Annotated in this window: 13 protein-coding genes; 1 reads left to right on the forward strand and 12 read right to left on the reverse strand. The window is 54.6% G+C overall.

Going from position 1 to position 13,922, the window contains the following annotated elements; all coding sequences use genetic code 11:
* Positions 1-19 precede the first annotated feature (19 nt).
* From J7M22_00285 to eda, 8 genes are all read right to left on the reverse strand, one after another.
* On the reverse strand, positions 20-658 hold the full coding sequence (locus J7M22_00285) for a DUF502 domain-containing protein (GenBank protein MCD6505034.1): 639 nt from the start codon (positions 656-658) through the stop codon (positions 20-22).
* A complete protein-coding gene (locus J7M22_00290) occupies positions 639-1,922 on the reverse strand; it encodes an HlyC/CorC family transporter (GenBank protein ID MCD6505035.1) in 1,284 nt (427 codons plus the stop codon). The genes J7M22_00285 and J7M22_00290 overlap by 20 nt, the downstream gene beginning before the upstream one ends.
* A gap of 9 nt (positions 1,923-1,931) precedes the next feature.
* A complete protein-coding gene (gene ybeY / locus J7M22_00295; protein MCD6505036.1) occupies positions 1,932-2,393 on the reverse strand; it encodes an rRNA maturation RNase YbeY in 462 nt (153 codons plus the stop codon).
* Positions 2,386-4,725, reverse strand: a complete 2,340-nt coding sequence (locus J7M22_00300; protein MCD6505037.1) for an HDIG domain-containing protein — start codon at positions 4,723-4,725, stop codon at positions 2,386-2,388. The genes ybeY and J7M22_00300 overlap by 8 nt, the downstream gene beginning before the upstream one ends.
* Positions 4,722-5,711 (reverse strand): PhoH family protein, encoded by a 990-nt coding sequence (locus J7M22_00305; GenBank protein ID MCD6505038.1) that lies wholly within the window; start codon positions 5,709-5,711, stop codon positions 4,722-4,724. Before J7M22_00305 ends, J7M22_00300 begins: the two co-directional genes overlap by 4 nt.
* 92 nt (positions 5,712-5,803) lie before the next feature.
* Complete coding sequence (locus J7M22_00310; GenBank protein MCD6505039.1) at positions 5,804-6,076, reverse strand: hypothetical protein; 273 nt, start codon at positions 6,074-6,076, stop codon at positions 5,804-5,806.
* A 39-nt stretch (positions 6,077-6,115) separates the two neighbouring features.
* Positions 6,116-6,784, reverse strand: coding sequence for a ThuA domain-containing protein (locus tag J7M22_00315; protein MCD6505040.1), 669 nt, complete (start codon positions 6,782-6,784; stop codon positions 6,116-6,118).
* 5 nt (positions 6,785-6,789) lie between these two features.
* The gene (eda, locus tag J7M22_00320; protein ID MCD6505041.1) at positions 6,790-7,449 is read right to left on the reverse strand and encodes a bifunctional 4-hydroxy-2-oxoglutarate aldolase/2-dehydro-3-deoxy-phosphogluconate aldolase; all 660 of its coding nucleotides are present in this window, start codon (positions 7,447-7,449) and stop codon (positions 6,790-6,792) included.
* A gap of 181 nt (positions 7,450-7,630) precedes the next feature.
* Between eda and J7M22_00325 the strand changes: the two genes are divergently transcribed.
* Positions 7,631-8,194: a hypothetical protein gene (locus J7M22_00325; protein ID MCD6505042.1), complete on the forward strand. Its 564-nt coding sequence runs from the start codon at positions 7,631-7,633 to the stop codon at positions 8,192-8,194.
* A gap of 15 nt (positions 8,195-8,209) precedes the next feature.
* Here J7M22_00325 and J7M22_00330 read toward each other — a convergent pair whose 3' ends face one another.
* From J7M22_00330 to J7M22_00345, 4 genes are all read right to left on the reverse strand, one after another.
* Positions 8,210-10,030 carry a BatA and WFA domain-containing protein gene (locus tag J7M22_00330; GenBank protein MCD6505043.1) on the reverse strand — a complete coding sequence of 607 codons (1,821 nt, stop codon included), beginning with the start codon at positions 10,028-10,030 and terminating at the stop codon, positions 8,210-8,212.
* Complete coding sequence (locus tag J7M22_00335) at positions 10,031-10,438, reverse strand: hypothetical protein (GenBank protein MCD6505044.1); 408 nt, start codon at positions 10,436-10,438, stop codon at positions 10,031-10,033. It abuts the gene before it with no gap.
* A gap of 274 nt (positions 10,439-10,712) precedes the next feature.
* Entirely contained in the window at positions 10,713-11,567 is an 855-nt protein-coding gene (locus J7M22_00340) for a 4-hydroxy-3-methylbut-2-enyl diphosphate reductase (protein MCD6505045.1), read from the reverse strand.
* 3 nt (positions 11,568-11,570) lie between these two features.
* Complete coding sequence (locus J7M22_00345) at positions 11,571-13,892, reverse strand: DUF4962 domain-containing protein (protein ID MCD6505046.1); 2,322 nt, start codon at positions 13,890-13,892, stop codon at positions 11,571-11,573.
* Between the last annotated feature and the right edge of the window lie 30 nt (positions 13,893-13,922).

A 13,922-nucleotide genomic window follows, 5' to 3' on the forward strand; every position in this document is an offset into this window, starting at 1 on the left:
GTTAGAAATTATACTACATCTATCTCGATGAATCCAAGGGTTTGAATTCGGTCGGTATGAGCACACCGGCCGAGATTATCAGCTTCAGTCCCTCCTCGACGCTCATCTCCAGAGGGACAACCTGATCTTCAGGAACGATCAGGAGAAAGCCTGAGGTGGGGTTTGGAGTGGTGGGGATGAAAACGTGTATGACGTTTCGATCGAGCGTCCTTGCTATCTCCCCCTTTCCAAATGAGGTGACGAAGCCTATCGAATATATCCCCGCTCTGGGATACTCCAGTAGAACCACCTGTTTAAATATGCTCTTCCTATCCCCCGACCTGATAAACGCATCGGCTATCTGTCTGACCGTGATATAGATCTTGCTCAAAAGCGGTATCCTGGATATGATCTTTTCCCAGTATCCGGCGACCTTTCTGCCGATGAAGTTGGTGGTGGCCAGGCCCACGAGGATGATGAAGCCCGTCGCGATGATCAGACCCAAACCGGGTATTTTGCTTATGGGCCTGAGCCACGGTATCTCCGAGAACCTCGCCAGCACGAACTCATCTATCGGTGCGACTAGCTTAAAGACGAGCAGAACCACGACTATGGTCGGAAGCAGGGCGAGCAGGCCGGCGAGGAAGTATCTTCTGAGTTTAATTATCGCCCTCTTCATCTGATTTCCTCGGAACCTCTATCCTGACCTTTATCGCCTTTCTCTCATCGGCCTCCAGCACTGTGAATTTGACCCCCCCGTATTCGACCTCATCCCCCGGGTCAGGTACCCTACCTAGGAGTTCGGCGAGCAGTCCGCCAATGCTTTCAACCTCATCGGCTGGCATCTCTATACCGAGCTTCTCGTTCACCTCATGTAGATCGATCCTGGCGTCGACGATGTAAGTGTTCTCATCCAGCTTCTGAAAGCTCTGATCCTCGAGATCATATTCGTCCTGTATATCGCCGACGATCTCCTCCAGGATATCCTCCATCGTCACCAGCCCCGCCGTCCCGCCGTATTCGTCGACCACGATCGCTATATGCCGTCTCGAGAGCCTCAACTCCCTGAAGAGATCCTTGACGTTCTTCACCTCGGGCACGAAGAAGGGTTCCCTGATGATCTCCGCCAGATTCACCTGAGAGATCCCGTCTCTCCAGCATCTGAGCAGGTCTTTCACGTATAGGACGCCTATGATGTTGTCAATGGTGTCCTCGTAGACGGGTATTCTGGAATGTCCCGACTCCACCGCGACGTCCAGGACCTTTTGGATATCGGACTCGACGTTCAGACAGACCATCTCCGTTCTGGGGACCATGATCTCACGCACGAGCGTATCGGGCAGCTCCCAGATCCTGTGTATCATCTCCCGTTCTTCCTCTTCCAACACCTCATCGCTATCGGCCACCATCTGCAGCGCTTCCAGATCCTCCTCCGAGACCATTCCGTTTTCACCGTCCGGAGTTCCTCCAAAGGCCCTGATGACTATGTTCCCTCCCCAGAGGAGGGGCTTGATGAGGGGATAGAGGAGCATATAGGTGTATTTCAGCGTTGATATCGCGTGCACGACCGAAGTGGGGCCTCTGTTCTTCGAGTAGTTATAGGGGATAATTTCGCCCAGTAGAACGATCAGGGTCGAAGCTATGGCGAAACTGATCAGATTGCCGTAGATCGGCGAGGCGACTATGGGCCGGAAGAGCATGAAGCAGAGGATTGTGCTCACGACAAGGCAACACCCTTTGATGATAAACGCCGCTCCGAGGTATTTCCTCGGGTTTCGGAGGTAATCCGTCACCCTGTCGGCGTCCGATCCTCCTTTATCGACGATCTCCTTCACCTCCTCGCGCCTCAGTCGGTTGAGCAGCATCTCCATGCTCGAGAAAACCGCCGAGGCGATGGAGGAGAGAAACAGACCGAAAAGCTTTAAAAAAGAGGATGCGTCCAAAGCTTCTCCTTACCTCCTTTCCAGTTTCATGAGGGCCTCGGCCTCCTTCTTTCTCATCATAGCCGAGCTTTCCTCGTCTTGATCGTCATATCCCAATAGATGTAACACACCGTGAACGATCAGGAGGGCGATTTCCTCGTGGAGGGTATTGTTATACTCCTGAGCCTGTCTCACGGCGGTGTCCACGGAGATCACCACATCCCCCCATATCTTCTCTCCTCCGCCCGATCGAACCTCTTCGCCCTCCATCATCGAGAAGGCCAGCACATCGGTAGGCCGATCGGCGTTGAGATAGGTTTTATTGAGCCTTTTAATCTCCTCATCATCCGTTACCAACACACTGACAATTCCGTCCTCACCTTCCATCTCCAGGGTGGTTAGGGCGGCCCTTCGTATCAGATCCTTGATCTTCTCGCTGTCATCGATCTTGCCCTTAGCTTCTTCGGAGAAGATGATCTCAATCTCAGCCATCCGATTTCCTTCGTCTTCTAGCCGAATCGATCGGTATCACCTCATCCTCCCTCACCTCAAGCTGAGGGTACTCTATCCTCTGGTGGAACATGCCGACGGTAGCTTTGATGAAAGTATCGGATATGTCCTTTATATCCTTGAGTGTGAGGTTGCTCTCGTCGAGCTGGTCGTCCTCGACCTTCTGGGCTATTACGTTCTGGACGAGCTCTCTGATCTCATTATAGCTGGGATTTCCCTTGGTGAAGGTGGATCTAACGGCCGATTCGACCGAATCGGCGAGCATGATAAGGGCGGCCTCTTTCGTCTGGGGTTTAGGCCCCGGATACCTGTAGTCCTCCTCGTTGACGCTCTTTTCGCCTTTGAGCGCCTTATGGTAGAAATAGGTTATCAGTGAGGTGCCGTGATGTTGTTGGATGATGTTCTGAACGATCTTGGGTAGTTTCTCCTGTTTGGCTATCTCGACGCCATCTTTAACGTGTGAGATGATGATCCTGGCGCTCATAGCGGGGCCGATTCTATCATGTATGTTCTCTCCGTTCTGGTTCTCTATGAAGTAGAGCGGATGTCTCATCTTTCCGATATCGTGGTAATAGGCACCGACCCTGACGAGCAATGGATTAGCCCCTATCTCCTCTGCAGCCGCCTCGGCCAGCTTTGCCACGTTGATGCTGTGATAATATGTGCCCTGAGCAACCCTCTCGAGCTCGGCGAGGATAGGGTTTTTCAGATCCGAGAGCTCCAGCAGCTTTATCTCCGTAGTGGTTTGGGCGATATATTCGAAGAAGGGAAGCAATCCCGGTGTGAGGAAGGCCACAGTGAGCCCGCTGGCCATCCCTGAGAGAAGGTTAACGATCATCACGTTCAACCCTTCGCTCTGCAATAGCGAAAGGCTCAGGGCGAGGGCGATATTGGCGATCGATACGTAAAAACCGGCCACTATGAGCTCACGCCGATGCCTCAGCTTTGACAGAGCATATATGGCGACCATCCCTCCGATGAAAACCATGGCGAAATATCCGATCGCTATCTCCAGCGTTTTGCCGCACATCACGCTTAAGAGCACGCCTATCATCACGGTAACCAGCATGGCCAGGTGCGGACTGACCAAGACGGCGGTAATGGCGGATGTTATGGCGGTCGGAACCAGCAGCTCAGGCATGGGCAGGGAATTGGAGCCGTACCTGATTATCAACCTGCCGATACCCATTATCAGGAGGACGGAAAGACATATCGTCATAAGTTTTCTATATTCATCCAGTATCTCCGGCTCGAATTTGAGGATATAATATACGATCGATAGGAGCAGGGCGACTACGAGGAGGGCAACGCCTACCATAAGCGTGAAAGAGAAACCCCTCTGCGACTTGGAAAGCATAGTCAGTTTATCGAGATCCGATCTCGTCAGCTTTTCGCCTTTCGAGACGATCTGTTCGCCCTTGCTCACCTGCTTGTAGACGTCCTTGACGGCGGCAGCGGCCGCCTTACGCCTTTGAGCGGTTAATTTGGGATCGAAAGAGACGTTCGGCCTTATCAGGTTCCTGACGATCTCCCCCACCACGTCCTTGAAGGGATAATTCCCCAGCCTCTCGATCTCCCTTTGAACGGCTTCCACCGCTTCGGCCCATAGATATAGCTCCCCAGCTTTGATGATGTTCCCATCCGGCTGGATCTCCACGGGCATCCTGGCGGCTATCTCCATATCGGACGGCTGTCGCTCCAGCTTAGAACGCAGCTCCGCCACCGTCTCCCTCCACCTTCTACTTCCTCCGAGCTCGGATTTCAGCCGTTGAGCAAATTGGCTTGGGACTATCCCACGATCGAGAATCTTCGACATTATGGAAGCAGCCCTGTCCCTTATCCCATCTATATCGTCATCGCTCGTATCGACCAGTATCTCTCTGGTTTTGAGGGAGAGATAATCCCCTATGATCAGGTCGTTGGCCATCCTTTCTATTTTATCCCTGCGCGGGATCTGAAGGGATCGAACCCGTTTTACGACCTCGAACATATGGTTGAGATCGTCTATCTGAGATTTCCTGTCTATGTCGAAGACGGGCGGAGTTTCGGCTTCGATCTCGGCCTTTCGACGTCGGGTGGCTTCCGAATCGAGGTAGGAGAAGCTTATCGGGGATGTGATCGTATATGGGCTGGGTTCATTTAGCTTGAGCTGCCCTACGTCTATAGGTTGATACTTAAGAGGCATTGAAAGCCAAACGAGAGCTACGGCGAATATCAGCCCCGTAAGCCACCAGTGTAGCTTCAATCGCTGCCATAGCGGCGCCGTTTCCACGTCGCCGTTCGAGCTCCTTCTGCCGATCCCTCTCCTTCTCATTCTGTTCCCTCCCTAGAGTAATCCCGGTTCTCATAAGCCTCTATGATTCTCTGCACCAGCTCGTGTCTCACCACATCCTCGCCGGTGAAGTAGACGAAAGCAACCCCATCGATTCCGGAAAGCACCTCTTGAACGTCCACCAGCCCGGAGACCTTCTTGGAGGGCAGGTCGATCTGCGTGATATCGCCTGTGACGACCGCCTTTGAGTCGAATCCGAGCCGCGTCAGGAACATCTTCATCTGTTCGACAGTGGCGTTTTGGGCTTCGTCGAGAATTATGAAGGAGCTGTTGAGCGTTCTACCTCTCATGAAGGCCAGCGGCGCGACCTCTATGATACCCTTCTCCATGTACTTGGCTATGGTGTCCGGCGGGAGCATGTCATAAAGGGCGTCATAAAGAGGCCTAAGATACGGGTTGATCTTTGCCTGTATGTCGCCCGGGAGAAATCCGAGCTTCTCGCCAGCCTCAACGGCGGGCCTCGTCAGGATGATACGGCTCACGCGTCCGGATTTGAGCGAGGCGACCGCCATGGCGACCGCCAGGTAGGTCTTGCCCGTTCCTGCCGGCCCTATTCCGAATACCAGATCGTGGGTCTTTATCGCCTCCACATATCTCCGTTGCCCCGGCGTCTTCGGCCTTATAAACCCGCGCTTGGAGAGAACCGGGATGGTTTCTCCGACTTCGACGATCTTATCCTGACGTTTAACCATACGAATGATATATCTGACATCGTTTATACCTATGCTCTGACCGCTTCTAAGGAGGGCGAGAAGCTCCTCAATTACCTTGGCAGCTCCCTGAGTTTCCTCCTCACCTCCGATTACCTCGAACCCCTCTCCTCTCAGAAGAACACTGGTGTTGAACTTATCCTCTATCAGCCTCAGATATTCATCATGCTGTCCCGAAACGGCCTGCGCTTCGGATATGCTCTGAACCGCCACCGTGAGGCTGTTTACCTTACCTGCTTTCCTTGAGATTCCTCCCATGATTTGAGATCTTCCCCTTTTCCTCCTCCTTACATAGCTCGTGTTTTCAAGCATCCTTAATTATAACAAGGCGCGATGGGAAAATCAACTTCCTATCCTTTCCCCCCATCCCCCTCTAGATCGCGTGCGGCCTCGAGAATGGCCCGCCGCATCGCCTCCAATCTGACGATGAGGCTGTCCTCAAGCTGCTTTAAATGGAGCAGCCACGCCTCGCGGGAGCTGTTCTCATCGTCGCCGAAGCCGTTGGTTATCGAGAGTCGGATGAACTTCAATCTCTCCTCTTGAAGTATCTTCTGTTGCTGATCATAATCCGCGAGCCCGACGTTTAGGAGGCTCGACAGCTCCCTGATCCTCTCTACGCTCATGATATCACCACCGTTATATAAATGTCATTCGCTCTTATTTCAAACCCTCTTCGCCAGCCACCGGACGCCGTTGGCGATTATCCTTCTCACCTCGTCCATATAGTAGATCGGAAAGGTCTCGTGTCCGGGGCGGAAGTAGAAAACCCTGCCGTTGCCGACCGTCCAGACCAAGCCGTCCCTGGCCAGCTCCTTTCCGTCGCAGTAAAGCCCTGCGATTATAACCGCCTCGGGTATCGGCACATCATACGGCTCGCCGTACCATTCCTCGCGCGGGATGACGAAATCGCTAACCCCCTCAGCTATCGGATGGTCCGGATTGACCACCTTGATGTAGCCCGGTTTGCCGTCCTCTACATATGCCCGCCACGCGCAACTTGTTCCGAGAAGCGCCTTGAGGGGTCTGGCGAAGTGGGAGGAATGAAGGGCGAGGTATCCCATTCCCCTCTCTTTGACGTGTCTAACCACCCTTTCAACCGTCTCATCGGTCACATCGCCGTGCCTGACATGGCCGAACCATATCAGGACATCGGTCTCGCTCAATTTCCCCTCGCTCAGCCCCTGATCGGGCTCATCGATGTTGGCCGTCTCGGCGACGATATCGCCGAGGGTGTTGAGATATTCGGCCAGAGCTCCGTTTATCCCGTTGGGATAGACCGATTTCGGCTCGGAGAGCTCCGACCAAGCCAGGACTTTGATCTTTTCGACCATCTCACCTACCCTCCTCTTATCTCTCGTCGGGCATTTCGCACCGCCTCGACGAGTTGCTTAGCGGTCTCCGTCAGCAGATCGAAGTTGCGCTCGGCGATCGCCTTTTTGCTTACAAGAGCTCCCCCCACGCCGAGGGCCGTCGCCCCCGCCTTGATGAAATCGGCGGCGTTTTCGACGTTCACCCCTCCCGTGGGGATCAGCTCCACCTGAGGGAGCGGCGCCTTGACCGCCTTGATATATCCGGGACCGACGATCGACGCGGGGAAGACCTTGACGTAATCCGCGCCTCTCTCCCACGCATCCAGTATCTCGGTGGGCGTCAAAGCGCCCGGCATGACTATCTTGCCGTATCGATTGCACATCTCTATGACGTCGGGCTTCACCACGGGCGACACGATGAACTCCGCGCCTGAAAGCATGGCAGCCCTGGCGGTCTCCCCGTCCAGAACCGATCCGACCCCCAGATAGACCTCATCCCCGTATTTGGCCCTCACGGCCTCGATGACCTTCAGGGCGTCGGGGGTTGTCATCGTCACCTCGATCACATCGACGCCTCCCTCCTTGATCGCGGCGGCGACATCTATCAGCTGTTGGGAGGATGAGGCCCTTATCACGGCGATCACGCCGCATCTCTCTATCCATCTCTTTCCTTCAACCTTCGTCATATCCTAACCCTCTAGTTTGATTCATCCCCCCTTGATCTGGAGACTTACAAATTTTAAAACCTCAAACGGTCTATGTCAATAAGGATGTCCGATCTCCCGTCTGAACCTCGGTCCATCGCCTTGACATGACACGGCGGCTATGTTAAATTTCCTTAGCTCATCCCCGCGGTGAGGTGATCAGATGGCTCAAACAACCCTGCAGGAGAGGGTTGATAGACTCGAAATAGCGCTTGAGAGGCTGTCCGGAGAAGTGGAGGAGACCTCCCGCTCCGTGAGACAGCTATCCCTGGAAATGCGGCTCTTTAAAGAGGAGATGAACAAAAGATGGGGAGACCTTGCCAACAGGCTTGGAACGCTGGTTGAGGACATCGTTGCCCCCGCCCTGCCCCAGGTGATCAAAAGACGATTAGGACTGGAACTGGACGACATCATGATCAGGCGGAAGAGAAGAAAAGGAGAGCTGAGAGAGGAGTTCGACGTGATAGGAATCGCCGGGGATGTGATCTTCGTCGCGGAGGTCAAAAGCCAGTTCAAGGCGGATCATGTCGATAGGTTCTCCGAGAAGCTCAGGAGATTCAGGGAGCTCTTCCCCGAATATGAGGATAAGCGACTGATAGGCGTGATAGCCTCGCTTTACTTAGATGAGGGTGTGATCCGTTATGCTACGGCCAAAGGATACTACGCGATGGGGATGAAGGGAGATTACATGGACTTCCTCAATGCCGAGGAGCTTTCCGCCGGGTGAGTCAGCCGAACATAATTAACGTCTCCTATGATAGGCCCACCACTCCAGGATCATCAAGAGGACCCCGGCGATGGCGAACCACTTCCACAACTCTCGCCTGGATAGCGTTACCCTGATTTTCTCCCCCTGGACCGTCCTGCCGGTCGGGACGGATAGATCGGATTCGGAGCTATCTATCATATTGGCGGCAAACCGTCCCACCTCCTTTCCGTTGACAAGCACATCGTAAATTCCCCTCGTCAAAGGTCTGAAAACGGGTCTATCGGGATCGAGCTTCACCTTGCGGCCTTGAGGTGTGACGACCTCGAGCTGATTCACTTCGGAGTAGCTTATCGTATTCAGCGTGATATCCCGGCCGACTCTTACCCAGGGCGGAGCGACATATCTCACATTCGAGAACCACTCGATCAGGTTTTCCATCATGATCGGGCACTCGGGTCTGAGAGGGAAATCGGTGACATCGGGGTTAAAGGCGTCGAAACAGAATACCAATCCGCGCCTATGCACGTCCTCGCCGGCCCAGATCAGCGGCTGACCGTCCGTCTCGACCAGGGGGATGGCCCAGGATGGCATCTCCATCTCCAACATGCCTCTCATCCTTATGCCCGATAGATCCAGGCCTCTCATGATCGGATGCGTTCGATCCCAGTTAAGTATGAGGGGATTGGGTCGATAGCGCACAACGGGAGCCGACGGCAGCCCTGAGCGCGGGTTGATGAAGACAAAAGAACCCTGGGGCAGCTCCGGGGGAACCCAGTTATCGAAGATCGTGAGGTCGAATCCCGACCCGGGCAGATATCCCTCCGGTCTCACAGATCTGACATCGGCCATCGGGCTCGAACGAAGCGATCTTTCGAGGAAAAACCCCGTCCTCTCGGAGCCTGTCACGAGTAGAATTCTGAGCTTGTCATGCGGGGGCAGGATCAGATCGGCCGAGTTATCGATGTCAAGAGCATCCTTAACCTCCAGTTTCAAGCTGATTCTCCTGGTAGCCAACCTCTTATTCAGCTCAATTGTCACCCGGCCCGGCGAACCCTCCTGAACTTGAACCATTTTTGCCAGGAACGGTTTATCATCGGCGTAGACCCACAGTGTAATTCGACGAGGCGGGGCGTTGAATGCTGCGACGGTGAGGCTGAGAAGCTCCCTATCCGTAAGGGGATCATACGCCACCCGGAGACCGGTTATCCCGTAGTTTGGCCTGTCTTTACCGACCCGATAGATCATCAACCTATTTGAGATTCTATCGGGCAGGGAGGAGATATCCACCATCTTATCGGTTATGAGAGCGATAGCGGACATCTCTTCGGAGAAGATCAACATAATGGCCGCCCTCAGATCACACGGGCCATCTGAAGGGGATATTCCGTCCACAGCCTTTTGGATTAAACTTAGATCGGAGCTCCTTCTGACCAGCGTTTTCACCTTCACACCCGCTTCGACGAGGGTAACGCTTTGGGGTTTCAAGGAACGGATGATCGAGCGGGCGACGTTCTTCGCCTGGGAAAGCCTCGTCCCGCCGTCCTCATGGGCGGCCATGCTCGCCGAGGAATCTATAACCAGAAGAAGCTCCCCTTTGATCGGCGTCACGGCCGTGGTCACCGGCCTTGCAAGCGCCAGCACCAGACAGGAGATGATGGCGATCTGCAGGGGAAGCTGAAGCGACCTTCTGATCCGGGCGGAGAAGAGGTTGGAGCCGGACTCCTGGACGAGCTCCCTCCACAACATGACGCTCGGCACGATCCGATCACCGCGCCGCAGTTTAAGGAGATGGAGTAGAAGTATCACCGGTATGAGAGCAAGCAGGAGAAGGGAACGGCCTTCGATGAAGATCATCTATGCTCCGGACGCCGTCTCCTCCGTTTTCTGCTCCTGCTCCAGCTTCTGCGAAACCTCCTCGGCGTCCTGTCTTCCCACCTCGCCGAACTCCTTGAGCTTTTCGATCTCAGCCCTCGCCTCATCGAACATTCCGAGCCCGATATAGATGTTGGCCAGGTTTTTGTGCATCTCGCGGAAAACGCCGGGCCAATTTTTCTTCCCCTCAAGACTTACGATTTTCTTCGCGACCTTTATCGCCTCGTCGATGGTCTCGTCCATCTCTGCTTTCTTCTCCGGGTCGTCGAATGCCTTCGGGTTTTCCTTATACTTTTTGAGCATATCCAGAGCTCTATCGCAAGCCCTGTAGCTTCTCTCTATATTGATCATTCCGTCAAACAGGTTGAAGATATCCCACTTTATCTTCACCGGCGCCGGATACCTCCTTCCTCAGGGTTTTTAACGCTCTTCAAATTATAACAAACCGCTGATCGGCAAACAAGCTCATGGAACGCCGGAGTCGTTCCATACTACGTCGGATCCCCTCAGGTGAAACCAGATCCGGATTAAGCTCAAGACAGAGGGCGCCCTTATATCTGGCCGATACCAAACCGGAGAACAGATCATCGAAATCGACAAGTCCTGTTCCGACCTCGATGTGATCGTGTATGTCGTCGTCAGCGGTGAGATCGACATAAGGCTGTTAATCGCGGACGCTCAGACCTCTCAACCTTTCGACGACGCCCTGGATGATGAAATCGGGCGTGGAAGCCCCTGCGGCGATCCCCACCAATTCCGCACCCTCAAGCCATTTGGGATCGATCTCATCCGCTGTCTCTATGTGATACGCCCTGGAGCCCGCATCCCGACAGATCTGTAACAGCCTTCTCGTGTTGCCGCTGTTTCGACCGCCCACTACCAACATCAGATCGGCTCTCCGAGCCAGATCACGGGCCGCCGTCTGCTGGTTTCTTATGGCGTGACAGATGGTGTTATGAACCTTCATCTCGTCCGATTTGAGCAGAAGCTTAGTCAATATCTCGCCGAAGCTTTCCAGCTCCTGAGTCGTTTGGAAGACAACCCCCACCCTTTTCATCTCCGGCAGCCCCTCAACATCCTCTAGATTCTCGATGACGTATGCTTTCCCACCGGCATGCGCTATGATCCCTATCACCTCGGGGTGCTCCTTCTCACCGAGTATCACCACCTGATATCCCTCATCGGCCAGTTCCTTCGCTTTGCTCTGAGCGCGTTTGACAAAAGGGCAGGTTGCATCTACCACCTTTAACCCTCTCTTCAGCGCCCTATCGATGAGCTCCGGCGGAACCCCGTGAGACCGGACGATTAACACGCCCCTGTCCACTTCATCCAGGTTTGATATCGGATAAACTCCTTTCTCCCTCTTCAGCATCTCGACGGCCTGAGGGTTGTGGATGATCGGACCTAAGGTGTAAAAAGGGCCTTCTCCGTCATGTTCCCGGACGGCTTTCTCCACGAGCGAGAAGGCCCTTCGCACGCCATAACAGTATCCTGCGTTTTTAGCTATTTCGATCTTCATCTTTCACCTTAACGATTTGACCCTAAAAAACCTCTCCCTGCCTTCATCGGGGGTCCATCTTATCCTCAGGATCACATCCGGATCCTCATCGGGCGATAACGCCTCAGGTTCAATTACGGATGAAGCTCTCACGATCGCCCCCGGAAATTTGATCTCTACGCCGGCCCAACCCGGTTCGAGCTCGATCGGTCCTCCATCGAATTTCTCCCCCGGACCTTCGACGAGCGCGAAGGCGGCTATCCTCTGAGATTCGGACCTCCGACGGGTGGAGGCTTTGAAGTGATAATGGTTCGGCATACTCCTATGATACTTCGATGGAATTCCCTCATTGTAAGGGGTCTCGAACTGATCCGTATATGAGAAGCTGAATCCCCCTGGGGTGTAAAGCCATATCCTCATCTTCGCTCCCTTACGTCTGGAGGTCACGCTCTGACCATCCTCATCCATCTCGAACGGCTCGAAGGCATGTAGCAGCCATTGGAAGGTGGAGGGTTTCGGGGCGACGAGCTCGTCGATAATGCAGACGAGTCCAGGGCGGACGAGGAAGATATATCTCAGGAACTTCGTCAGTTTTCCCCCATATGCCTCCGTCGCATCGCCGCAGACGAATCCGCAATGGCTGTACGTATCGAAGACGATGATCCTCCCGCGTGCCTCGGCCGAGCGAGAGATCTGACCCTCCCCATCCACCAGGATCCCGCAGTGGGCTTTGGTCTGACGCGTCCATTTGACGTGGTGTGGCATCCCATATGCGGGGCCGTAATATCCGGAGGATGTGGCGAGGGCTTTGCCGCCCTTAAGAATGCAGAAACAGTTCTGATCGGCGTGGCTGTGGCTGACGGAGCCGTAGGGAGACGATTTGAAAAGCACGAACGTATCGTTCTCCGGATCGGCTATGTCGCTATGCAGCGCTGCCCATCCCACGCCTCTGAAGACGGCGTCGGGAGGCATATCCGTAGGAGGCTTCGGCTTCACCTCGTCGGGCAGGATCAGATTGATCAGGCTCGCCGATCTCCGGGCGTTCGGATCGGCCACCTGAGCCCACCATCTGCAGGCCGGATCTTTGAAGAGCTGGGCGTGATGGATCATGAGCGGTGCTCCGCCTCTCGGAGAGCCAGTTGTGCCTCCGTCGCCGAAGGGGGTGATCTCCCCGATGGGCGAGGTGCAGTAGAAGAAAAAGCGCCTCACCTTTCGGAAGAAGGGGCGTTGCCAGAGGTTGATGCCCAGAGCGGACCGCACCGCCTCAAAGGGTGGGAGTAGGATGGAGTTGTAGGCCCGCCCGTATCCGATCCCCTCAGCCCATCCCCCATCATGTCCGCCCCAATGGGGAAAGACGGTGTAGATCGCCCGCAGAGCGTAATCCAGCCACGCCCGCGCCTCCGGCTCCTCCGCCAAAGCGATGGCATGTTCACACAGATACCCGGGCAATCTCCCAGCATGGCTCTCCTCGGGAAAGGCGAGGAAATCGCAACGATCCTTCAGACGCCGCAACATCTGGTTCCCCCTGGCTATTAACATCCGCCGCACAAGTTCCCTCTCCGACTCATTCATCAGGTCGTAGAGCCAATCGTAACAGTGGGCACCGGTTTTGACCAGGCTCAGCCCTATCTCATCACCATACGGCGCCAGGATGGACGAGATCCCCTCAGGATCCCACTTAGCCACCTGAATCAATATTTTGAGTGCAGCCTCGCCATATCTGCGATCTCCGGTGAATAGATATGCTAAGGCCAGCGGTTCCATACCGTTATTTATCACCCTGCGGAAATCGCGGAAGGCGTAGACATAGGCCATTCTGCGTTCAGCAGGATCATCTATCCGATCGTAGGTGGGTTCCTCGGGCGGATCAAGCGATAAGCATCTTTCGGCATGTGAGATCAGGGCCTCAATGGGTTCCTTACGCGTGTCCTTGGCGCTTTCGCGAAGGCGATCCAGATCGGATTTGAGAAATATCACCCTGGGATGTTCGGATGGAACCCGCTTGAGGAGCTCGTCAGCCGGTATCCACGGCTGTTGGGGAACATCTTCGGCGATGGAAAAGGACTTTGGCCCCCATATGTCCAGAGTATTGCCGGATTCATCTATCGCCGAAACCTGCCAGCTATACTCACCCGGCGGAAATATCCGATCCGGCACGTGAACCGGATCGATCAGGTTATCGGCCTGATAGATCGTTCTTCCATCAGAGTTCCGTATTTCGAACCGATAGCTTCGCGCCCCCTCCGCGCGCCACCAGCAGAATCCTGGAGGGTTGATCCCCACCCTTTCCCCATCCGCCGGCCTGGGGAAACTACCTCTCGGTGGTCGTTTCTCCGGAAAGGCCATGATTTCGTCCTCCTCGATAAGCAACTTCGA

It is taken from the genome of Candidatus Poribacteria bacterium, assembly GCA_021162805.1.
Taxonomy (GTDB): Bacteria; Poribacteria; WGA-4E; order B28-G17; family B28-G17; genus JAGGXZ01.

Bases quoted from the DNA above. Each gene is read 5' to 3' on its own strand.
- J7M22_00285 (MCD6505034.1), bottom strand. From the start codon at position 658: ATGAAGAGGGCGATAATTAAACTCAGAAGATACTTCCTCGCCGGCCTG.
- ybeY (MCD6505036.1), bottom strand. From the start codon at position 2,393: ATGGCTGAGATTGAGATCATCTTCTCCGAAGAAGCTAAGGGCAAGATC.
- J7M22_00300 (MCD6505037.1), bottom strand. From the start codon at position 4,725: ATGAGAAGGAGAGGGATCGGCAGAAGGAGCTCGAACGGCGACGTGGAA.
- J7M22_00305 (MCD6505038.1), bottom strand. From the start codon at position 5,711: ATGGGAGGAATCTCAAGGAAAGCAGGTAAGGTAAACAGCCTCACGGTG.
- J7M22_00310 (MCD6505039.1), bottom strand. From the start codon at position 6,076: ATGAGCGTAGAGAGGATCAGGGAGCTGTCGAGCCTCCTAAACGTCGGG.
- J7M22_00315 (MCD6505040.1), bottom strand. From the start codon at position 6,784: ATGGTCGAAAAGATCAAAGTCCTGGCTTGGTCGGAGCTCTCCGAGCCG.
- eda (MCD6505041.1), bottom strand. From the start codon at position 7,449: ATGACGAAGGTTGAAGGAAAGAGATGGATAGAGAGATGCGGCGTGATC.
- J7M22_00325 (MCD6505042.1), top strand. From the start codon at position 7,631: ATGGCTCAAACAACCCTGCAGGAGAGGGTTGATAGACTCGAAATAGCG.
- J7M22_00330 (MCD6505043.1), bottom strand. From the start codon at position 10,030: ATGATCTTCATCGAAGGCCGTTCCCTTCTCCTGCTTGCTCTCATACCG.
- J7M22_00340 (MCD6505045.1), bottom strand. From the start codon at position 11,567: ATGAAGATCGAAATAGCTAAAAACGCAGGATACTGTTATGGCGTGCGA.
- J7M22_00345 (MCD6505046.1), bottom strand. From the start codon at position 13,892: ATGGCCTTTCCGGAGAAACGACCACCGAGAGGTAGTTTCCCCAGGCCG.